Annotated in this window: 15 protein-coding genes; 9 read left to right on the top strand and 6 right to left on the bottom strand. The window is 67.5% G+C overall.

Going from position 1 to position 20,913, the window contains the following annotated elements:
• Positions 1–29: 29 nt before the first annotated feature.
• The 4 genes from H8B22_RS00775 to H8B22_RS00760 all read left to right on the top strand — a co-directional run bounded on the left by H8B22_RS00775 (position 30) and on the right by H8B22_RS00760 (position 3,189).
• Positions 30–815 (top strand): FKBP-type peptidyl-prolyl cis-trans isomerase, encoded by a 786-nt coding sequence (locus tag H8B22_RS00775; RefSeq protein WP_187712274.1) that lies wholly within the window; start codon positions 30–32, stop codon positions 813–815.
• A gap of 119 nt (positions 816–934) precedes the next feature.
• Positions 935–2,284: a UDP-glucose dehydrogenase family protein gene (locus H8B22_RS00770; protein ID WP_187712273.1), complete on the top strand. Its 1,350-nt coding sequence runs from the start codon at positions 935–937 to the stop codon at positions 2,282–2,284.
• Positions 2,285–2,294: 10 nt separating this feature from the next.
• Positions 2,295–2,528, top strand: a complete 234-nt coding sequence (locus H8B22_RS00765; RefSeq protein ID WP_187712272.1) for a SlyX family protein — start codon at positions 2,295–2,297, stop codon at positions 2,526–2,528.
• 40 nt (positions 2,529–2,568) lie between these two features.
• Entirely contained in the window at positions 2,569–3,189 is a 621-nt protein-coding gene (locus H8B22_RS00760; RefSeq protein WP_187712271.1) for a DUF2058 domain-containing protein, read from the top strand.
• Between the two features lie 6 nt (positions 3,190–3,195).
• Here H8B22_RS00760 and H8B22_RS00755 read toward each other — a convergent pair whose 3' ends face one another.
• The 5 genes from H8B22_RS00755 to H8B22_RS00735 are packed head-to-tail and all read right to left on the bottom strand — an operon-like array spanning position 3,196 to position 9,746.
• Positions 3,196–4,272, bottom strand: coding sequence for an acyltransferase family protein (locus H8B22_RS00755; RefSeq protein ID WP_187712270.1), 1,077 nt, complete (start codon positions 4,270–4,272; stop codon positions 3,196–3,198).
• 39 nt (positions 4,273–4,311) lie between these two features.
• Complete coding sequence (locus H8B22_RS00750; RefSeq protein WP_187712269.1) at positions 4,312–4,965, bottom strand: hypothetical protein; 654 nt, start codon at positions 4,963–4,965, stop codon at positions 4,312–4,314.
• A 20-nt stretch (positions 4,966–4,985) separates the two neighbouring features.
• Positions 4,986–7,676, bottom strand: a complete 2,691-nt coding sequence (gene metH / locus H8B22_RS00745) for a methionine synthase (RefSeq protein ID WP_187712268.1) — start codon at positions 7,674–7,676, stop codon at positions 4,986–4,988.
• Positions 7,676–8,773, bottom strand: coding sequence for a homocysteine S-methyltransferase family protein (locus tag H8B22_RS00740; protein ID WP_187712267.1), 1,098 nt, complete (start codon positions 8,771–8,773; stop codon positions 7,676–7,678). The genes metH and H8B22_RS00740 overlap by 1 nt, the downstream gene beginning before the upstream one ends.
• 1 nt (position 8,774) lies before the next feature.
• Positions 8,775–9,746, bottom strand: coding sequence for an ArsR/SmtB family transcription factor (locus tag H8B22_RS00735; RefSeq protein ID WP_187712266.1), 972 nt, complete (start codon positions 9,744–9,746; stop codon positions 8,775–8,777).
• Between the two features lie 84 nt (positions 9,747–9,830).
• On the opposite strand from H8B22_RS00735, the gene H8B22_RS00730 reads away from it, so the two are divergent.
• The 5 genes from H8B22_RS00730 (at position 9,831) to H8B22_RS00710 (ending at position 18,782) form a co-directional block, all read left to right on the top strand.
• Positions 9,831–11,060, top strand: a complete 1,230-nt coding sequence (locus H8B22_RS00730; protein WP_343204063.1) for an acyl-CoA dehydrogenase family protein — start codon at positions 9,831–9,833, stop codon at positions 11,058–11,060.
• Between the two features lie 106 nt (positions 11,061–11,166).
• Positions 11,167–16,185: an NAD-glutamate dehydrogenase gene (locus H8B22_RS00725; protein WP_187712264.1), complete on the top strand. Its 5,019-nt coding sequence runs from the start codon at positions 11,167–11,169 to the stop codon at positions 16,183–16,185.
• 125 nt (positions 16,186–16,310) lie between these two features.
• The gene (locus H8B22_RS00720) at positions 16,311–17,084 is read left to right on the top strand and encodes an NAD kinase (protein WP_187712263.1); all 774 of its coding nucleotides are present in this window, start codon (positions 16,311–16,313) and stop codon (positions 17,082–17,084) included.
• A gap of 213 nt (positions 17,085–17,297) precedes the next feature.
• Positions 17,298–18,206: a 5'-nucleotidase gene (locus H8B22_RS00715; RefSeq protein ID WP_187712262.1), complete on the top strand. Its 909-nt coding sequence runs from the start codon at positions 17,298–17,300 to the stop codon at positions 18,204–18,206.
• A gap of 33 nt (positions 18,207–18,239) precedes the next feature.
• Positions 18,240–18,782, top strand: a complete 543-nt coding sequence (locus tag H8B22_RS00710; protein ID WP_187712261.1) for a GNAT family N-acetyltransferase — start codon at positions 18,240–18,242, stop codon at positions 18,780–18,782.
• 12 nt (positions 18,783–18,794) lie between these two features.
• On the opposite strand, the gene H8B22_RS00705 is transcribed toward H8B22_RS00710, so the two are convergent.
• Complete coding sequence (locus tag H8B22_RS00705; RefSeq protein WP_187712260.1) at positions 18,795–20,912, bottom strand: amylo-alpha-1,6-glucosidase; 2,118 nt, start codon at positions 20,910–20,912, stop codon at positions 18,795–18,797.
• Between the last annotated feature and the right edge of the window lies 1 nt (position 20,913).

Raw genomic sequence — 20,913 nt, 5'->3', positions numbered from 1 at the left:
AATTTTCCCGATTTCCCAGGAGTTCCCAGATGCGTCGTTTCCCCCGCCACGTTTCCGTGGCCCTTACCTCGGCTGTTCTTGCCATTGCCGTTACCGCCTGCAACCCGCCTGCCGACAAGGCCAAGGACGAAGCAGCCAAGACCGAAGAATCGTCGAAGGACGCAGGCCCCAAGATCGCCGGCCTGCCGACCGAGAAGGAAAAGGTCAGCTACATGATCGGCATGCAGATGGGCAAGTCGCTCGAGCAGGTCAAGGATGAAGTCGACGTCGACACGATCGCGAAGGCCATCAAGGCCTCGGTCGCCGGCGAGAAGATGCTGATGACCGAAGAGCAGGCGCAGGAGATCGCGCAGGCGTTCGGCCAGAAGATGCAGGCCAAGCAGATCGCCAAGATGATGGCCGACGCCAAGAAGAACAAGGAAGACGGCGCCAAGTTCCTCGCCGAGAACGCGAAGAAGCCGGGCGTGAAGACCACGCCGTCGGGCCTGCAGTACCAGGTCATCACCGAAGGCACCGGCCCCAAGCCCAAGCCCAGCGACGCGGTGAAGGTGCACTACAAGGGCACGCTGCTCGACGGCAAGACGTTCGACAGCTCCTACGATCGCGGCACGCCCGCCACGTTCCCGCTCGGCGCGGTGATCCCGGGCTGGCGTGAAGGCCTCGGCCTGATGCCGGTGGGCAGCAAGTACAAGCTGTGGATTCCGGCGGCGATCGGTTACGGCGAAGCCGGCACGCAGGGCGGCCCGATTCCGCCGAACGCCACGCTGGTGTTCGAAGTCGAGCTGCTCGAGATCGTCAAGCAACCGGCGAAGTAAGCAGTGAACCGGCCGGCTGCTTCACCTCCGGGTGGAGCAGCCGTTGCCTGGAGTCGCGGCGGCCGTCCGCGACGCGGGATGAAGCGACCCCACCACGCCATCCGCAAGGGAACCCACACATGCGCGTCACCATCTTCGGCACCGGCTATGTCGGCCTCGTCACTGGAACCTGCCTGGCTGAAGTCGGCCACGACGTCGTCTGCGTCGATATCGATGCCGCCAAGGTGGACGGGCTCAACAACGGCGTGATCCCGATCTACGAGCCCGGCCTGGAGCCGATGGTGAAGGCCAACCACGCCGCCGGCCGTTTGCACTTCACCACCGATGCGGCGACGGCGATCCAGCACGGCAACACCATCTTCATCGCCGTGGGCACGCCGCCCGACGAGGACGGCAGCGCCGACCTCAAGTACGTGCTCGCGGTGGCCAGGACGATCGGCCAGAACCTGTCGCGCCCTGCAGTGATCGTCGACAAGTCCACCGTGCCGGTCGGTACCGCCGACAAGGTGCGTGCGGTGATCGCGGAAGAGCTGGCGGCACGCGGCGTGCAGATCGAGTTCGACGTCGCCTCCAACCCCGAATTCCTCAAGGAGGGCGATGCGGTCAAGGACTGCATGCGTCCGGACCGCATCGTGATCGGCGCCAGCAGTCCCGCGTCGATCGAACAGCTCAAGCGCCTGTACGCGCCGTTCAACCGCAACCACGAACGCATCGTGGCGATGGACGTGCGTTCCGCGGAGCTGACCAAGTACGCCGCGAATGCGATGCTCGCGACCAAGATCAGCTTCATGAACGAGATGGCGAACATCGCCGAGCGCGTCGGTGCCGATATCGAGCACGTGCGCCACGGCATCGGTTCGGATCCGCGCATCGGCTACAGCTTCATCTACCCGGGCGCGGGTTATGGCGGCTCGTGCTTCCCGAAGGACGTGCAGGCGCTGGAACGCACCGCGAAGCAGTACGGCTATGCGGCGGAGATCCTGGGCGCCGTGGAAGCCGTCAACGCGCGGCAGAAGCACCGCCTGTTCGAACTGCTCGACGCGCACTACGGCGGCAAGCTGGCCGGCAAGACCATTGCCGTGTGGGGCCTCGCGTTCAAGCCCAACACCGACGACATGCGCGAAGCCTCCAGCCGTACCTTGCTCGCCCGCTTGTGGGACGCCGGCGCCCGGGTCCGTGCCTACGATCCGGAAGCCAGCCACGAAGCGCAGCGCATCTTCGGCGAGCGCGACGACCTGCTGCTGTGCGAATCCGCGCGCCAGGCGCTGGAAGGCGCCGATGCGCTGGTCGTGGTCACCGAGTGGAAGCAGTTCCGCAGCCCGGATTTCGGTCGCCTGGAAGCGACCCTGGCCGACAAGGTGATCTTCGACGGCCGCAATCTCTACGAGCCGCGCGAAGTCGAGCAGGCGGGCCTGGCCTATTACGGCATCGGCCGTGGCCGTTCGGTCAGCGGCAAGCCGACGGCCTGAGCGGATAGCGATGACTCCTGAAGAATTCCAGCAGCGCCTGGTTGACCTGGAAATGCGCGTCGCCTTCCAGGAACAGGCGCTGATCGAGCTCAGCGACGCCCTGGCCGCCGCGCGTGATGGAGAGGCACGCACCGCGCTGCTGCTGCATCGCGCGCTGGAAGAACTGAAGACCATCCGCAGTACGCTTTCCGCGGCCCCGGTGACCGGCGATGCGTCGCTGGAACCGCCGCCGCCGCATTATTGAACCCCACGCAATTGACCTCCCACGCACGCCGTAATCTGCAATGAGCGATAGCCTCCGCGATCAGCTGCTTGGCCTCGGCTTCAAGCCGGCGCCCAAGCCCGAACGTCCCCAGGGCAAGAAGCCCGTTACGCCGCAGGGCAAGCCGCAACCGGGGCGCAGGCCCCACGAGGCGGCGGGCAAGCCGCAGCAGCGACCGGGGCACAAGCCGGGCGCCAAGCCCAAGCCGCGCGGTGGCGAAGGCATGGACCTGGCCAAGGCCTACGCCATCCGCGCCCAGCACGAGAAGGACGAACGCATCGCCGCCGAAGCGGCGAGGCAGGAAGAGGCGCGCAAGCGTCGCGAAGCGCGCGCGAAGCTCACCGAACTGGTGAAGGACAAGGGGCTCAACGTCGCCGATGCGGAGATCGCCCGGCATTTCCCCTACGGCGGCAAGATCAAGCGGGTCTATGTCACCGCCGAGCAGCTCAAGGCGCTCAACGCCGGTGAACTCGGCGTGCTGCAGCTGGATGGACGTTACCTGCTGGTGACCGCGGAGCTGGTCGCGCAGGCGGCGGACATCTTCCCGCAGGCCATCGCGCTCCGGGTCGACCCCAACGCGCCGGCCGAAGAGGATCCTTACGCCGATCCGCAGTACCAGGTGCCCGACGACCTGGTCTGGTAATCCGGATTACGTTGCCGCCGCCAGCTGCGGTTGCAGCCGCCGCTTCCACTGCAGGGCCGGCAGCTCCACCAGGTGCCATGACAAGGCGGCAAGCACCAGTGCGCCGGCGGTCGCCGCCGGAAACAGCGCCAGCGGCGGGATCTGCGGGAACGAGGCAATCAGCGCCTGCTGCACCGGGAATCCGTAGAGGAACAGGCCATAGGAGTAGTCGCGGTGTTCCGGCCAGCGCAGTGCCGGCAACGCATAGGCCGCCCAGAACGTGAAGTAGATCGCGGCGGCCACGGTGGCGGGACCGAACCAGCGGCTGCCGTGCGCCAACGCCATCAGCAGCACGAATGCGGCCATCAGCCAGTGCGCGACCGGAATGCGATCCCGCCAATGCGCACACAGCGCGGCGATCAGGTAGGTCTGGGACAGGGCGCGGTAGTGGTTGGCGTCCGGCTTGCCGGTCCACCATTCCCAGGCCCCGAACAGCACCAGGGCCAGCGCCAGCAGCGTGAACAGCCAGCGCCGCCGTACGACGGTCAGCGCGGCGAGCAGGGCGAAGTAGGCGTACCAGCGCACTTCCAGGCCCAGCGACCAGAGCGCGCCGTTCACGACCTTGGGCAGCGGGTTGCCATCGAACACGCCGGGCAGGTGCCAGGTGAACGTGATCGGAAGCCAGTTGTCCGCCACGAACGCCCAGGTCCCGGCCGAGCGCAGGTACTCGCCCGTGGACAGCGTCGTGTACGCCAGTCCGAACGCGAACACGCACACGAGCAGGCTGATCCAGTACGCCGGAAACACGCGCGCCAGCCGGTTGCGGACGTAACGCAGCACGCCCGGGTTGCGCAGCAGGCTCAGGCTGATCAGGAAGCCGCTGATCGCGAAGAACAGATAGACCGCGAAACTGCCGGCGTAGAAGCCGGGCATCAGCCGCTCGACCAGGTCGATCGCGCGATCCGGGTTGCGGCTCAGCGCATAACTGTGGCCGTAAATGACCAGGAGCGCGGCGAGGTGCCGTAACGCCAGGTAGTTGTCGGCGCGCCGCTCGACGGCGTCCGCCAGGGTAACGAAAGCCCGCCTGCTTGCCCGCACTGCCATACCCCGAGGATTCAACGTTCCGGCCGTGCGGAAATTGTCTCAGATCAGGCGGGCGATTCCCCGGCGCACCTTCGAAATGCCGAGGTCGCGGATCAGGCGGTGCGAGGCGTGCGGCAGGGGGGAGGCGTCGATGTCGTGCGGGGCCACGTTCTTGCCGTGCACGCCGGGCAGGAATTCGAGGCCCGCGGCGGCGTAGCAGTGCTGGACCAGCGCCGAGCAGTACAACGCGCCTTCCTGGGCGAGGAGGTTGTCGCGTCCGCGCAGGCGCGTGCTGTGCATCGCCAGCAGGGTGCCGGCCAGTTCGCGCAGCGAGTAGCTCGACAGGCCCGACAGCAGGTCGAGCGCCGCCACCTGCACCTGGCGGGCCTGCTGCGCATCGAGGTGGAAATCCAGGATCGCCAGGTTCGGGAACGCCTCCGCGTCGAAGTAGCGCGACGCGCGGTTTTCCTGCACGCCGAGGCGGACCTGCTTGAAGCGCACGTCCAGGTCCGACTCGATCACCCACCAGTGGCCGTCGCTGCGCCGTTCGCTGAAGACGAAGGCGTGCGACCACAGGCTGCGGTGGCCATCGGCGGTCAGCGGCGCCTGCGCCTTGCGGATGAGCTTGTTGATGGTGTCGCTGCCACCGCACAGGCCGACGCGACCGGGGGCGGCGTGCCGCTCGATGAATTCGGCGTTGGAGAGTCCGGTCATGCTGCTCGATTCGTACCGCGTTACTCCGGATCGTAATCCAGGTTGGACGCGAGCCAGCGCTCCGCCTGCGCCAACGACACGCCCTTGCGCTTGGCGTAGTCCTCGACCTGCTCCTTCGACACCCGCCCGATCACGAAATACTGGCTGCGCGGATGACTGAAGTAATAGCCCGACACCGCCGCCGCGGGGTACATCGCGAAGCTCTCGGTGAGCTTCACCCCGGCGTTGCGCTCGGCATCCAGCAGCCGGAACAGCGTCGCCTTCTCGCTGTGCTCAGGGCACGCCGGATAGCCGGGGGCAGGGCGGATGCCGCGGTACGCCTCGTCGATCAATGCGTCATTGCCGAGGGTTTCATCGGTGGCGTAGCCCCAGAATTCCTTGCGCACGCGCTCGTGCAGGCGCTCGGCCAAGGCTTCGGCGAAACGGTCGGCCAGTGCCTTGAGCAGGATCGCGTTGTAGTCGTCGTGGTCGGCCTCGAAGCGCGCCACGTGCTCCTCGATGCCGATGCCGGCGGTGACGGCAAAGCCGCCGATCCAGTCCTGCGTGCCGGAGTCCCGTGGTGCGATGAAGTCGGCAAGGCAGAAATCCGGGCGATCGGCCGGCTTGTCCACCTGCTGGCGCAGGAAGCACAACCGCTCCGGCTTGCCGTCGATGTCGACGGTGACGTCGTCGCCGCTCGACTGCGCCGGCCACAATCCGAACACGGCTTTCGCCGTCAGCCATTTCTCCGCGACGATGCGCTTGAGCATCGCCTGCGCGTCGCGGAAGAGCTCGGTGGCCTGCGCGCCGACGATCTCGTCGGTGAGGATGGCCGGGTACTTGCCGGCCAGTTCCCAGGTGTTGAAGAACGGCGTCCAGTCGATGTAGGCGACCAGTTCCGCCAGCGGGTAGTCGTCGAGGACGTGCAGGCCCGGCTGCTTCGGCACCGGCGGTACGTAGTCGTTCCAGCCGCCATCGAACTTCTGCCCGCGCGCCTTGTCCAGCGACACCAGCCGCTTGCCGTCGCCGCGCTGCTTGTGGCGCTCGCGGATCTCGGCGTAATCGGCGTCGTTGGCGGCGACGAACGGCGCGCGCAGGTCGGCGCTGATCAGCGACTGGGCCACGCCCACGGCGCGCGAGGCGTCTTTCACCCACACCGTGGGCGCCTTGTAGTGCGGATCGATCTTCAGCGCGGTGTGCGCGCGCGACGTGGTCGCGCCGCCGATCAGCAGCGGCATCTGGAAGCCCTGACGCTGCATCTCACGCGCCACGTGGCTCATTTCCTCCAGCGAGGGCGTGATCAGGCCGGACAGGCCGATCAGGTCGGCGTTCTCGGCCTTCGCACGGTCGAGGATGGTCTGCGCCGGCACCATCACGCCCAGGTCGATGACCTCGAAGTTGTTGCAGGCCAAAACCACGCCGACAATATTCTTGCCGATATCGTGCACGTCGCCCTTGACCGTGGCCATCACGATCCGGCCATTGGACTTGCCGACATCGCCGGTGCGCAGCTTTTCGGCCTCGATGAAGGGCAGCAGGTAGGCCACGGCCTTCTTCATCACCCGCGCCGACTTCACCACCTGCGGCAGGAACATCTTGCCGGCACCGAACAGGTCGCCGACCACGTTCATGCCGTCCATCAGCGGGCCTTCGATCACGTCGAGCGGGCGCGTGGACTGCGCGCGGGCCTCCTCGGTGTCGGCTTCGATGTACTGGTCGATGCCGTGCACCAGCGAATGCGACAGGCGCGCGCGCACCGGCTTCTCGCGCCAGGCCAGGTCTTCGACCTTCTTTTCGCCCTTCTTGCCCTTGTAGCGGTCGGCGATCTCCAGCAGGCGTTCGGTGCCGTCGGCGCGGCGGTTGAGCACCACGTCCTCGACGCGCTCGCGCAGCAGCGGATCGAGGTCGTCGTACAGGGGCAGGGCGCCGGCATTGACGATGCCCATGTCCATGCCGGCCTTGATCGCGTGGTACAGGAACACCACGTGGATCGCCTGCCGCACGGGCTCGTTGCCGCGGAACGAGAACGAGACGTTGGAGACGCCGCCGGAAATATGGCTGAAGGGGTGGCGGCGCTTGAGCTCGCGGCAGGCCTCGATGAAGGCCACCGCGTAATCGTTGTGCTCCTCGATGCCGGTGGCGATCGCGAACACGTTCGGGTCGAAGATGATGTCTTCGGGCGGGAAGCCGACCTGTTCGGTCAGCAGCCTGTAGGCGCGCGTGCAGATCTCGACCTTGCGCTCGATGGTGTCGGCCTGGCCGACCTCGTCGAAGGCCATGACCACGACCGCCGCGCCGTAGCGGCGCACGAGCCGCGCCTGGCGCAGGAACTCGGCCTCGCCTTCCTTCATCGAGATCGAGTTGACGATGCCCTTGCCCTGCAGGCACTTCAGTCCGGCCTCGATGACGCTCCACTTCGAGCTGTCGACCATCACCGGGATGCGGGCGATGTCCGGCTCGGCCGCGATCAGGTTGAGGTACGTCACCATCGCCTGTTCGGAATCGAGCAGACCCTCGTCCATGTTGACGTCGATGACCTGTGCGCCGCTGTCGACCTGCTGGCGCGCCACCACGATGGCCTCGTCGTAGCGGCCTTCGAGGATCAGCTTCTTGAACTGCGCCGAGCCGGTGACATTGGTGCGCTCACCGACGTTGACGAAGTTGCTCTGCGGCGTGATCTGCAGCGGTTCCAGGCCGCTGAGGCGCGTCTGGCGGGGGAGGGGCTGCGACATCAGGCCGCGTCCACCAGCTGCGGCACCTGCCGTGGCGGGAGGTCGGAGACCGCGTGGGCGATCGCCGCGATGTGCGCAGGCGTGGTGCCGCAGCAGCCGCCGACGAGGTTGAGCAGGCCGGATTCGGCGAATTCGCGCAGCATGCCGGCCATGTCTTCCGGCGTTTCGTCGTAACCGCCGAACGCATTGGGCAGGCCCGCATTCGGGTGCGCGCTGACGAAGGTGTCGGCGACCTGCGCCAGCACGTCGACGTGCGCACGCAGGTCCTTGGCGCCGAGCGCGCAGTTCAATCCGATCGACAGCGGCTGCGAATGCCGCAGCGAGTACCAGAACGCTTCCGCGGTCTGTCCGGAGAGCGTGCGGCCGGAGGCATCGGTGATCGTGCCGGAGATCATCACCGGCAGGCGCGCGCCACGTGCATCGAACGCTTCCTCGATCGCGAACAGCGCGGCCTTGGCATTGAGCGTGTCGAAGATGGTTTCGACCATGATCACATCGCTTCCGCCGTCGATCAGGCCGTCGGTGGCTTCGCGGTAGGCCACGCGCAGCTCGTCGAAGGTGATCGCGCGGAAGCCGGGGCGGTTCACGTCCGGGCTCAGCGAGGCCGTGCGGCTGGTCGGGCCGAGCACGCCGATCACGAAGCGCGGCCGCGACGGATCGCGGGCTTCGGCGGCGTCGCAGGCCTCGCGGGCCAGGCGCGCGCCGGTTTCGTTGAGTTCGCGCGCCAGGTGCTGGAGCTTGTAGTCCTCGAGCGAGACCGTGGTCGAGTTGAACGTGTTGGTCTCCACCAGGTCGGCACCGGCCTCTAGGTACTGGGCGTGGATCTCGCGGATGATTTCCGGGCGGGTCAGGCTCAGCAGGTCGTTGTTGCCGCGCTGGTCGCGCGCGCAGCCGCAACTCTCGCCGTGGGCGTGGTCGTCCGGCGCGTGCTGACCGTCGTAGCCGGCAGCGAAGCGGGTGCCGCGGTAGTCGGTTTCCTGCAGCTCGTACTGCTGGATCATGGTGCCCATCGCACCGTCGATGATGAGGATGCGCTCGCGCAGCAGGCGTTGCAGCGCTTCGACACGGGCGGGATGGAGCCAGGGGAGGGTGCTCATTTCAGTGCTTCTTGCTGCTCTTGCGGGTTGCGGAACCGGCTTCGGCCGGCTTGTGCGCCATCAGGGTGATGACTTCGAAGTGGGGCGGGCGGCGTTCGCGGGTGACGGTTTCGCAGCTGGTGATGTCCAGGCCTGCCTTGGTCACGAACTTCTGCAGTTCCTTCTCGGCGAAACCGAGGTTGACGTGGCCGTAGCTCTCGACCGTGTGTCGGTGCTCGTGCCGGGCCAGGCTGCTCAGCAGCAGGCGCCCGCCCGGGCGCAGGATGCGCGCGGCTTCGGCGACGGCCTGCGCCGGGTGCTCGGAGTAGGTGAGTGCATGCATCAGCACGACCAGGTCGAACTGCGCGGCCGCGAACGGCAGCGCGTGCATGTCGCCTTCGCGGACCTCGACGTTCTCCAGCTTGCGCAGGCGCTCGGATGCCGCGAGCACGACCTTGGTGCTCGAATCCAGGCAGACGTAGCGGTTGGAGTGCGGCGCCAGCAGCTCGGCGAGGACGCCGTCGCCGGAGGCAATGTCGAGCACGTCGCCGGGTTGCAGCAGGGGCAGGGCCGAGCGAGCCAGGGCTTCCCAGGTGCGGCCGGGGGAGTAATGGCGCTCCATGTCGCCGGCCACGGAATCGGCCCAGTTCTGCTCGCTGGCGCGGGCGGCGAGCACCGCCGTCACGCGGTCGCGGTCCTGGCGCAGGAGCGGGTCGTCGCTGCCTTCGCGCAGGGTCTGCCACAGCGCACGCTGGGCGGCGTCGAGCGCGGCTTCGTCGAAGCGGTAGTACGCGGACACGCCGGAGCGGCGGTCGCGGACCAGCCCGGCTTCCTTGAGCTTGGACAGGTGGGTCGACACGCGCGGCTGCGCGAGCCGGGTGATCGCCGAGAGTTCGGCGACGGTCAGTTCCTCGCGTTCGAGCAGGGCGAGCAGCCGGACGCGGGTGGCGTCGGCGAAAACCTTGAGGCGAGAGGACCAGCCTTCGAGATCCATGGATTGGGGCCTTTTATCAACCTATCGCGATATAGAGATAAGTGTGGGCCGGGCGTGGCGGCGGGTCAAGCCGGACGCGGGCAGATGCGCTGGGGTTATTTCGCGCCGAGGGCTACAATTCGCGTCTTCGCCGAGTCACAAAAGGGTACCGACGTGGATTTCCGCTTCACCGAAGAACAGTTGATGATCCAGGACGTGGCGCGCCGCATCGCGCAGGAAAAGATCGCGCCAAGCGCCGAGCACCACGACCAGACCGGCGAATTCCCGCTGGCGAACATCCGGACCCTCGGTGAAAACGGCCTGATGGGCATCGAAGTGCCGGCCGAGTACGGCGGCGCGGGCATGGACCCGATCAGCTACGTGCTGGCCATGATCGAGATCGCCGCGGGCGACGCCGCGCACTCGACGATTGTTTCCGTCAACAACTCGCTGTTCTGCAACGGCATCCTGAAGTTCGGCACCGAGGCGCAGAAGCAGCTGTACGTGCGCGCGATCGCCGAGGGCCGCGAGATCGGCGCCTTCGCGCTGACCGAACCGCAGTCGGGTTCCGACGCGACCGCGATGCGCTGCAAGGCGGTGAAGCAGGCCGACGGCACCTTCATCGTCAACGGCAAGAAGAGCTGGATCACCTCCGGCCCGGTCGCCAAGTACATCGTGCTGTTCGCGATGACGGATGCCGACAAGGGCGCGCGCGGCATCACCGCGTTCATGATTGACACTGCCAAGCCCGGCTTCCACCGCGGCAAGACCGAGCCGAAGCTGGGCATCCGCGCCTCGGCGACTTGTGAGATCGAGTTCGCCGACTACGTGGTCCAGCCCGACGAAGTGCTGGGCCAGGAAGGCGAGGGCTTCAAGATTGCCATGAGCGTGCTCGACGCCGGCCGCATCGGCATCGCCTCGCAGGCGCTGGGCATCGCCCGCGCCGCCTACGAGAAGACCATCGAGTACGTGAAGGAGCGCAAGGCCTTCGGTGCGCCGATCGGCACGTTCCAGATGACCCAGGCCAAGATCGCCGACATGAAGTGCAAACTCGACGCGGCCACGCTGCTTACACTGCGTGCGGCGTGGCAGAAGGGCGAGTTCGAGAAGGGTGGCGCGAAGTTCAGCAACGAAGCCGCCATCGCCAAGTTGACAGCCTCCGAGGCCGCCATGTGGATCACCCACCAGGCCGTGCAGATCCATGGCGGCATGGGCTACTCCAAGGAAATGCCGCTGGAGCGTTATTTCCGCGATGCCAAGATCACCGAAATCTACGAAGGCACCAGCGAGATCCAGCGCCTGGTCATCGCGCGCAACGAAACCGGATTGCGCTGAAGCAGTTTTTCCGAAAGGCCCGCGGCAGCACCGCGGGCCTGATTGCTTTGCCGAACCACTTACGTATTTGCACTAACCCAACTAACGGACGGATTCCCACGTTGCCATGAGCACCGCACCCAAAGCTCCGCGCAAGGCCGCCAGCAAGGCGACCGCCAAACCTGCCGCTGCCAAGCCTGTCGCCACCAAGTCGGCGCCCGCCAACGAGAGCCAGGCCGTTTCGCTCGAGCCCATCCTTGCCGCCATGCGCAAGCGCCTGCCGAAGGCGCGCCATGCCGAGGGCGAGGCGTTCATCAATGAGTTCTACGGCCGCATGAGCGAGGACGAGCTGCCGCAGCACAGCGCGGACGGCTGGGCGGCGCTGGCGGTCGACTTCCTCGACTTCGCCCGCGCGCGCAAGCCGGGCACGGCGCTGGTGCGCCTGTTCAACTCGACGCTCAAGAGCCATGGTTGGGAATCCGCGCACACGGTGCTGCAGGTCGCCAACGACGACATGCCGTTCCTGGTCGACACGGTGACCATGGCGCTGGCGGAGCAGGGCATCGGCGTGCACGTGCTCGGCCACCCGGTGGTCACGTTCCAGCGCGACAAGGCCGGCAAGCTCGTGGCCGTGGGCAACGGTACGCCCGAATCGCTGATGCACCTGGAGATCGATCGCCAGGCCGCGGACGACATGCCGAAGATCAAGCAGGCGATCGAGACCTCGCTGGCCGACGTGCGCGCGATCGTGCGCGACTGGGCGCAGATGCGCGACCGCATGCGTGAGGTCGCCGACGAGCTGGGTTCGCGCAAGTTCCCGGCGGACGCCGAAGCGCGCCATGAATCGCAGGAGTTCCTGCGCTGGGCAGCCGACAACCACTTCACCTTCCTCGGCTACCGCGAGTACGAAGTGGCCAAGCAGGGCGACGATGAAGTCCTGCGCGCCATCGATGGCACGGGCCTGGGCCTGATGCGCGGCCACGACGCGGGTCGCCCGCGTTCGGTGAAGTCGCTGCCGGCGCACAGCGTCAACAAGAAGGTCGGGGCAGATGCGCTGATCCTGACCAAGACCAATGCCCGCTCGACCGTGCACCGCCCCGGTTACATGGACTACATCGGCGTGCTCGACTTCGACGCCAAGGGCAAGGCCGTCGGCGAGAAGCGCTTCGTCGGCCTGTACACCTCCAGCGCCTACAACCGTCGCCCGTGGGACATCCCGCTGGTGCGCCAGCGCCACGAGTACGTGATGCAGCAGTCGGGCCTGGCGCCGACCAGCCACAGCGGCAAGGCGCTGCGCCACATCCTGGAAACCCTGCCGCGCGACGAGCTGTTCCAGTCCACCGGCCCGGAGCTGCTGCGCACCACCACCGGCATCCTCGGCCTGCAGGAGCGCGTGCGCAGCAAGCTGTTCCTGCGCCGCGACCGCTACGGCCGCTTCTTCTCCGGCCTGGTCTACATCCCGCGCGACCGCTTCAATACCGACGTGCGCCTGCGCATCGAGGCGATGCTCAAGGACATGCTGCACGGCGAGTACGTCGACACCAACGTGCAGCTCAGCGAATCGCCGCTGGCGCAGCTGCACCTGGTCGTGCGGCCGAAGTCGGGTGACGTGGTCGACGTCGACAACGCCGCGATCGAAGCCGGCCTCGCCGGCATCATCCGCAACTGGCAGGACGACCTGCGCGAGGAACTCGTCGCACGCCACGGCGAGCACGAAGGCCTCGTGCTGGCCAACCGCTACGGCCGTGCGCTGCCTACCGGTTACATCGAGGAGGTCGGCGCCGCCGTCGCCGCGCAGGACATCGCCAACCTCGCCGCGCTGACCGGCCCGGACGACCTGCGCCTGAGCCTGCACCGCGCCCACAAGGGCGCGGGTGGCCTGCGCTTCAAGTTCTACCGCCAGAACGACGACATCCCGCTGTCGGATGCGATGCCGATGATGGAGAACATGGGCCTGCGGGTGATCTCCGAACACCCGTATCGCCTGTCGGTCGATGGCCAGGTGTTCTACGTGCAGGACTTCGAGGTCGAGACCACCGGCGCGGAGCTGGACTTGGCCAATCTCGACGAGAACTTCGAGGACGCCTTCGCCCAGATCTGGCGTGGCAACGCCGAGAACGACGGCTTCAACCGCCTGATCCTCGGCGCCAGCCTGTCCTGGCGCCAGGTCGCGATGCTGCGCGGTTACTGCAAGTACCTGCTGCAGGTCGGCGTGCCGTTCTCGCAGAGCTACGTCGAAGCCACCTTCGCACGCTATCCGATCCTCGCGCGCCTGCTGGTGGAAGTGTTCGAAGCGAAGTTCGACCCGTGCACCGGCAGCGAAAGCAAGGCCGAGATCAAGGCGGGCATGGAGCGCTTCCACGCGCAGCTGGCCGCGCTCGCCAACGGCGATGCCGCATTGATGACGGCGGTGCTGCCGGTGGTAGAAGCACGCGCCGGCAAGCGCGACGCGCAGCTCGAAGCCACGCGCGACGCGTTCAAGGCGCTGCTCGACCGCGTGTCGAGCCTCGATGAAGACCGCATCTTCCGCAGCTTCCTCGGCGTCATCGACGCCACCCTGCGCACCAGCTATTACATCCAGTACAAGGATGGCAGGCGCGTCGACGGCGGCCCTTCCGACTACGTCAGCTTCAAGTTCGATCCGGCCAAGGTGCCGGACCTGCCCAAGCCGCGCCCGTACCGCGAGATCTTCGTGTACGGCCCGCGCGTGGAGGGCGTGCACCTGCGCTTCGGCCCGGTCGCGCGTGGCGGCCTGCGCTGGTCGGATCGCCGCGAGGACTTCCGCACGGAAGTGCTGGGCCTGGTGAAGGCGCAGATGGTGAAGAACACGGTCATCGTGCCGGTCGGCTCGAAGGGCGGCTTCTACGCCAAGCAGCTGCCGGATCCGGCGGTGAACCGCGATGCCTGGTTCAACGAAGGCGTGGCCTGCTACAAGCGCTTCATCAACGGCCTGCTCGACATCACCGACAACATCACGCCGGACGGCAAGATCGTGCATCCGGCCAACGTCGTGCGCCACGACGGTGACGACCCGTACCTGGTGGTCGCCGCCGACAAGGGCACGGCGACTTTCTCCGACATTGCCAACGGCATCGCGGCGGCGCACAAGTTCTGGCTGGACGACGCGTTCGCGTCGGGCGGCTCGGTCGGTTACGACCACAAGGGCATGGGCATCACCGCGCGTGGCGCCTGGGAATCGGTCAAGGGCCATTTCCGCGCCATGGGCCGCGACAGCCAGAAGGAAGACTTCACCGTCGTCGGCGTCGGCGACATGTCGGGCGACGTGTTCGGCAACGGCATGCTGCTGAGTAAGCACATCCGCCTGCTGGCCGCGTTCGACCACCGCCACATCTTCCTCGACCCGAACCCGGATGCCGCGATCTCGTTCAAGGAACGCGACCGCATGTTCAAGCTGCCGCGTTCGTCGTGGGAGGACTACGACAAGAAGCTGATCAGCAAGGGTGGCGGCGTGTTCGCGCGTTCGGCCAAGTCGATCCCGGTATCGGCGGAAATCCGCGCCGCGCTCGGCATCGAGAATGGCGTCACCGCGCTGAGCCCGAACGAGTTGATGAACGCCATCCTCAAGGCGCCGGTCGACCTGCTGTGGAACGGCGGCATCGGCACCTACGTCAAGGCGACCAGCGAAACCAACCAGCAGGTCGGCGACCGCGCCAACAACGCCCTGCGCGTCAACGGCAACGAGCTGCGCTGCAAGGTGGTGGGCGAGGGCGGCAACCTGGGCCTGACCCAGCTCGGCCGCGTCGAAGCCGCGCTGCACGGCGTGCGCCTCAACACCGACTTCATCGACAACTCCGCCGGCGTGGATACCTCGGACCACGAGGTCAACATCAAGATCCTGCTCAACGGCGAAGTGCAGAAGAAGCGGTTGACCTTCGACGCGCGCAACAAGCTGCTGGCGTCGATGACGGATGAGGTCGCCCAGCTGGTGCTGGCCGACAACTACCGCCAGAACCAGGCGATCAGCCTGATGGAACGCATGAGCCTGTCGCGCATGGGTTCCAAGCGCCACTTCATCAGCACGCTGGAATCGCAGGGCCTGCTCGATCGCCAGATCGAGTTCCTGCCGACCGACGCCGAGCTGGTCGATCGCAAGTCGCGCGGCCAGGGCCTGACCCGGCCGGAGCTGTCGATCCTGCTGTCGTACTCGAAGATCGTGCTGTTCCAGCAGCTGGCCGAATCCGACGTGCCGGAAGATCCGTACCTGTCGAAGGAGCTGGTCCGCTACTTCCCGCAACCGCTGCAGGCGAAGTACGCCAAGGCGATGGAAGGCCACCGCCTGAAGCGCGAGATCATCGCCACGGCGGTGACCAACTCGATGGTCAACCGCATGGGCGCGACCTTCACCCTGCGCATGACCGAAGACAGCGGCCGCACGCCGGGCGAAGTGGCCAAGGCGTTCACCATCACCCGCGAGACGCTGGATGCGCGCGCCCTGTGGGCCCAGATCGACGGCCTCGACGGCAAGGTGCACGAGTCGGTGCAGATCGATGCCCTGCAGGTGATCTGGAACCTGCAGCGTTCGTTCACGCGCTGGCTGCTGTCGCGCCCGGGTGCGATCCCGGACATCGCCACCGCGGTTAACCGCTACTTCGACGGCTACAAGGACATCCGCGCGGGCGAGAACATCCTCGGCCCGCTGCAGCGTCCGGGCTACGAGGCGGCGCTGCGCGAGTGGAAGGCGAAGGGCGTGCCGAACGACCTGGCCCTGCAGCTGTCCGCGCTGCCGTACATGGAACCGGCCTGCGACGTCATCGAGATCGCGCGCGAGCGCAAGCTCAAGGTGGTCGACGTCGCCAAGGTGCACTTCCGCCTGGGCGAAGCGCTGAACCTGCCGTGGCTGAGCACGCAGATCGACAACCTGGCGGTCGACGGCCGTTGGCACGCGGTCGCGCGCGGCGTGCTGCGCGAGGAACTGGCCACGCAGCAGCGCACGCTGGTCGGCCAGGCCCTGTCGATGCCGGGCAACAACGCCGAAGCGAAGGTGCAGAACTGGCTGCAGCGCGACGACGCCTCGCTGCGCTTCACCCTGGCGATGCTCAACGAACTGGCCGCGCAGAAGTCGTTGGATTACCCGACGGCTTCGGTGGCGGTGCAGCGCTTGTCGCAGCTGGCTTCTCGCGGGTGATGGTCTCGTGCCGGTTCGCCGGCACGTTGGAATGGAGAAGGCGGGCCTCGGCCCGCCTTTTTCGCGCCTGACGTGAAGTCGACTCCAAGCGCGGTTATGCTCGCGCCATCGCAACGGAGCCGCCGATGACCGCGACGCCACGTCTTGCCTTCCTCGCCAGTCCTGCCGACGAGGCGCAACGCGCGCTTGCGGAGATGACCGCGCGCTACGGCGACCACCCGCCGGCCGAGGCCGACGTCCTCGTCGCGCTGGGCGGCGACGGTTTCATGCTGCAGACCCTGCACCGGCACGCGGGCCTGGCCAAGCCGGTGTATGGCATGAAGCTGGGCACGGTGGGTTTCATGATGAACCACCAGCGCAGCGAGGACCTGATCGAGCGCATCCACGCGGCCGAGCCCGCCATGCTGCGCCCGCTGGAAATGGTCGCGCAGACCGAATCGGGCGCCACCGTCGGCTCGCTGGCCTACAACGAAGTCTCGCTGCTGCGGCAGACGCGCCAGGCCGCGCACTTGTCGATCGACCTCAACGGCCAGACCCGGCTGGACGAGCTGATCTGCGACGGCGTGCTGGTCGCGACGCCCGCGGGCAGCACCGCCTACAACTTCTCCGCACATGGACCGATCCTGCCGTTGGGCGCCAACGTCATCGCGCTGACCCCGATCGCCGCGTTCCGGCCGCGGCGCTGGCGCGGCGCGGTGCTCAAGGCCGACACCGAAGTGCGCTTCCGCGTGCTCGACCCGTTCAAGCGCCCGGTCAGCGCCACCGCCGATTCGCACGAAGTCCGCGACATCGTCGAAGTCACCATCCGCGAATCCCGCGATCGCACGGTGACGCTGCTGTTCGATCCCGAGCACAACCTGGAAGAGCGGATCCTCGCGGAGCAGTTCACCAGCGGTTAGGCGGTTGTCAGTTGGCAGTTGACTGCCCTTGTTCGTCATCCCGGCGAAAGCCGGGATCCAGCCGTTGCAGTTGCTTCGAAAGCTCGCTCCCGACTTGACCAGCCATTCGGCCGTTGAAGGCTGACGGGATGGCGAGCACCAACCCACCGACTGACAACTGACGACCGGCCGTCCATCGCAACCACTGAGACCATCCCGTCGTACCATCCCTCCATGCCCGACCGTGACGCCAATCCGCTGATCGTTGCCATCTCCTCGCGCACCCTGTTCGACATGGAGGACAGCCACGCGCTGTTCGAGCGCGAGGGCATCGACGCCTATGCCGACTTCCAGCGCCTGCACGAAGACGACATCCTCGAGCCCGGCATCGCCTTCCCGCTGGTGCGCAAGCTGCTGGTCCTTAACGAGGGTGCGCCGCCGGAGGCGCCGCGCGTCGAAGTGATCCTGATCTCGCGCAACTCGGCCGACACCGGCCTGCGCATCTTCAATTCGATCGCGCACCACGGCCTGGCGATCAAGCGCGCCGCCTTCAGCAACGGCGCCGCCCCGTATCCGTACATCCGTCCGTTCGGTGCCGACCTGTTCCTGTCCACGCACGCCGAAGACGTGCGCAACGCGCTGGCGGCGGGCATCGCCGCGGCGACGCTGCTGCCGGCGAAGGCACCGCAGCAGCGCCACGACCAGTTGCGCATCGCCTTCGACGGCGATGCGGTGATCTTCGACGACGAAGGCGAACGCGTGTCGCGCGAGGGCGGCCTGGCCGCGTTCGCGGCGCACGAGCGCGCCCATGCCGGCGAGCCGCTCTCGGGCGGGCCGTTCCGCGGCTTCCTCGATGCGCTGCACCGCCTGCAAGCAGCCTTCCCGACGGGGGAGTCCTCGCCGATCCGCACCGCGCTGGTAACGGCGCGCTCGGTGCCTGCGCACGAACGCGTGATCCGCACGCTGCGCGACTGGGGCATCCGCCTCGACGAGGCGCTGTTCCTCGGCGGGCGCGCGAAGGGCCCGTTCCTCGAGGCGTTCGGTGCCGACATCTTCTTCGACGACTCCGAGCACAACATCGTCTCGGCGCGCGACCATGTCGCGGCCGGGCACGTGCCGCATGGCGTCGCCAACCGTGGCTAGGACCGGCGCGTAGCGATCACCCGGAGCGCTGCAATGCCGGAACTTCGTCTTGCCACGCACGCCGACATCGCCGAACTGCAGGCGCTCATCGCCCTGTCGGGCCTGGCGCTGAGCGCGGGCTACTACTCGCCGGAGCAGGCCGAAGCGATCACGCGCCACGTGTTCGGCGTCGACACGCAGCTGATCGACGACCAGACCTATTTCGTCATCGAAGACAGCCAACGCATCGTTGCCTGCGGCGGCTGGAGCATGCGACGCACGCTGTTCGGTGGCGACCAGGCGAAGGCGGGGCCCGATCCCCGGCTCGATCCGCACAGGGAAGCGGCGCGCATCCGCGCCTTCTTCGTGGATCCCGCGATGGCCCGTCGCGGACTTGGGCGGCAACTGATGGATGCCTGCGTCGCGGCGGCACGGCGCGCCGGTTTCGCCACGCTCGAACTGGTTTCGACGCTGCCGGGCGAACCGTTGTACGTCTCCTGCGGCTTCGTCGTGCAGGAACGGTTCGATCTCGATCTGCCCGGCATCCGGGTACCGGTCTCGCGCATGAAGAAGGCGATCGACGACCCGGCTGCGTGAGTTTGCGCCTGCTCAGCCCACGAACCGCAACGGCACCGCCGCCGCGTCGCGGCCTTCCAGATGCGTACCGATGCGATCGCCCTGGCGCTGGAACACCACGTCGACGCGCCGTGCGTCCACGGCGACATGCCGCACCGCGATGCGGTCGATGCCCGGCGGCAGCATTGGCCGTTCGACGCGAACCTCGCCACGCCAGCCGTCGATCTCCAGCCCCAGGCAGGACTGCAGCAGCATGAACGCCGATCCCGCCGCCCACGCCTGCGGCAGGCACGCCACCGGATAGGCTACGGGCGTGGGGCCCTGCGCGCGCGGGAAGCCGCAGAACAACTCGGGCAGGCGCAGGTCGAAATGCACCGCCGCTTCGAACATGCCGCGCAGTAGCCGCACCGCCGCCGCGCGATCGCCGTAGCGCGCAAGGCCCGCGGCGCACAGCGCGGTGTCGTGCGGCCACACGGAGCCGTTGTGGTACGACATCGGGTTGTAGCGCACTTCGTCCGAAGCCAGCGTGCGCAACCCCCAGCCGGTGTGGAACGCGGGCGTCAGCAGATTGGCGGCGACCGATGCCGCGCGCCCGGCATCCGGCAGTCCGGCGAAGAGCAGGTGGCCGGGATTGCTCGCGCGCACGCGGCACAACGCGCCGTCGCCGTCGACAGCGATGCCGTAGTAACCGGCATCGCTCATCCAGAAGCGTTCCTCCACGGCGGCACGGAGCCGTTCCGAGCGTTCCTGCCAGCGCATCGCTGCATCGACGTCGTTGCGGCGCTTGGCCAGCAACGCCATCGCGCGCAGCGCGGCGAAGGCATAGCCCTGTACTTCAACCAGCGCGATCGGGCCGCGCGGGAAGCGGCCGTCGGCGTGGAAGACCGAATCCTCGCTGTCCTTCCAACCCTGGTTGGCCAGGCCGGTGGACGAGCCGCGTGCATAGTCGAGGAAGCCGTCGCGGTTGCCGTCGCACACGCGTTCGATCCATTGCGTCGCCGCACGCAGCGCGGGCCACAGGCGCTCGATGAACATGAGGTCGCCGGTGCGCTCGGCATAGGCGCCGGCAAGGGTCACGAACAGCGGCGTGGTATCGACGCCGCCGTAGTAGCGGCCGAACGGCAGCTCGCGCATGGCCGCCATTTCGCCCTTGCGCGTCTCGTGCATGATCTTGCCCGGCGCGGCATCGAGAAAGGCAGATTCCTCCTGCGCCTGGTGGTGCGCGAGGAAAGCCAGCACGCCGCGTGCGATGCCCGGATCGAGCCACAACGTCTGCAACGCGGTGATCACCGCGTCGCGCCCGAACGGCGTGGAGAACCAGGGGATGCCCGCGTACGGATACGGTCCGGTGTCCAGTTCGCTGGTCAGCAGCGCGAGGTCGGCGCGCGACTTGTCCATCCACGCGTCGAACAGGGGCCCGCCGCTGTGGATCTGGCCGGCGCGGCGCTGGCGGCTGCGCATGGTGGCGCGTGCATGCACGGCGCCGTCGCGGAAGCGTTGCGCCGAAGGCGCGTCGACGGCGATGGTGCCGCATTCCAGGTACAGCTCTTCGCGTACGCCCGGATGCAGTTCCAGCATGAATTCGGCGATGTCCGGCTCCAGCCGCGCAGGTTCGCGCGAGAACGCCAGCACCGACGTGCGCACGGCCTCGTCGAGACCACGGTAGCGGTAAACCACCGTGGTGCGCGTCGATTCCGCGGCCAGCAGCTCGCCGCGCGCCGCGCGCACGCTGCCGCGGACCTCGAACATGTCGCGGAAATCCGCCGCGAACGAAAGCCGCAACGGCAGCTGCACCACGTCCCGCCCGTAATTCATGCAGGCGATGCGCTCGTACAGGCGGTCGTTGCGCAGGAAGCGCTCGCGCTGCAGGTGGATCACGCCCTGCGCCGCGGGACTGCCGCCCAGCGGCGGCAGCGGCCGGTTGGTGAGGTGGGCGACGAACATGACGTTGTCGCGGCTCACCGCCGCGCTCAGCAGCGCGGGCTGCGAATCGCCCAACCGCAGCAGGAAGCGGGACAGCAGGCGCGTGTCATTGTGGAAGAAGCCATCGCTGCCGCCTTCGATGTCGCCGGCCGCATCGGCCACGATGAAGCTGTCGCCGTCCTTGAGGACGTAGTTCGTGGCCAGCGTGTTGCCTGCGATCGGCTCCATG

Origin of the sequence: Lysobacter terrestris (assembly GCF_014489475.1) — a bacterium.
GTDB lineage: Bacteria > Pseudomonadota > Gammaproteobacteria > Xanthomonadales > Xanthomonadaceae > Agrilutibacter > Agrilutibacter terrestris.
The sequence above is the reverse complement of the archived record's forward strand: the minus strand, read 5'-3'. Positions and strand labels throughout refer to the sequence as shown.

Coding starts and splice junctions, on each gene's coding strand:
- H8B22_RS00710 (WP_187712261.1), top strand. CDS start 18,240: ATGCCGGAACTTCGTCTTGCCACGCACGCCGACATCGCCGAACTGCAG.
- H8B22_RS00750 (WP_187712269.1), bottom strand. CDS start 4,965: ATGACCGGACTCTCCAACGCCGAATTCATCGAGCGGCACGCCGCCCCC.
- H8B22_RS00740 (WP_187712267.1), bottom strand. CDS start 8,773: ATGAGCACCCTCCCCTGGCTCCATCCCGCCCGTGTCGAAGCGCTGCAA.
- metH (WP_187712268.1), bottom strand. CDS start 7,676: ATGTCGCAGCCCCTCCCCCGCCAGACGCGCCTCAGCGGCCTGGAACCG.
- H8B22_RS00705 (WP_187712260.1), bottom strand. CDS start 20,912: ATGGAGCCGATCGCAGGCAACACGCTGGCCACGAACTACGTCCTCAAG.
- H8B22_RS00755 (WP_187712270.1), bottom strand. CDS start 4,272: ATGGCAGTGCGGGCAAGCAGGCGGGCTTTCGTTACCCTGGCGGACGCC.
- H8B22_RS00760 (WP_187712271.1), top strand. CDS start 2,569: ATGAGCGATAGCCTCCGCGATCAGCTGCTTGGCCTCGGCTTCAAGCCG.
- H8B22_RS00720 (WP_187712263.1), top strand. CDS start 16,311: ATGACCGCGACGCCACGTCTTGCCTTCCTCGCCAGTCCTGCCGACGAG.
- H8B22_RS00735 (WP_187712266.1), bottom strand. CDS start 9,746: ATGGATCTCGAAGGCTGGTCCTCTCGCCTCAAGGTTTTCGCCGACGCC.
- H8B22_RS00725 (WP_187712264.1), top strand. CDS start 11,167: ATGAGCACCGCACCCAAAGCTCCGCGCAAGGCCGCCAGCAAGGCGACC.
- H8B22_RS00730 (WP_343204063.1), top strand. CDS start 9,831: ATGCGCTGGGGTTATTTCGCGCCGAGGGCTACAATTCGCGTCTTCGCC.
- H8B22_RS00775 (WP_187712274.1), top strand. CDS start 30: ATGCGTCGTTTCCCCCGCCACGTTTCCGTGGCCCTTACCTCGGCTGTT.
- H8B22_RS00770 (WP_187712273.1), top strand. CDS start 935: ATGCGCGTCACCATCTTCGGCACCGGCTATGTCGGCCTCGTCACTGGA.
- H8B22_RS00715 (WP_187712262.1), top strand. CDS start 17,298: ATGCCCGACCGTGACGCCAATCCGCTGATCGTTGCCATCTCCTCGCGC.
- H8B22_RS00765 (WP_187712272.1), top strand. CDS start 2,295: ATGACTCCTGAAGAATTCCAGCAGCGCCTGGTTGACCTGGAAATGCGC.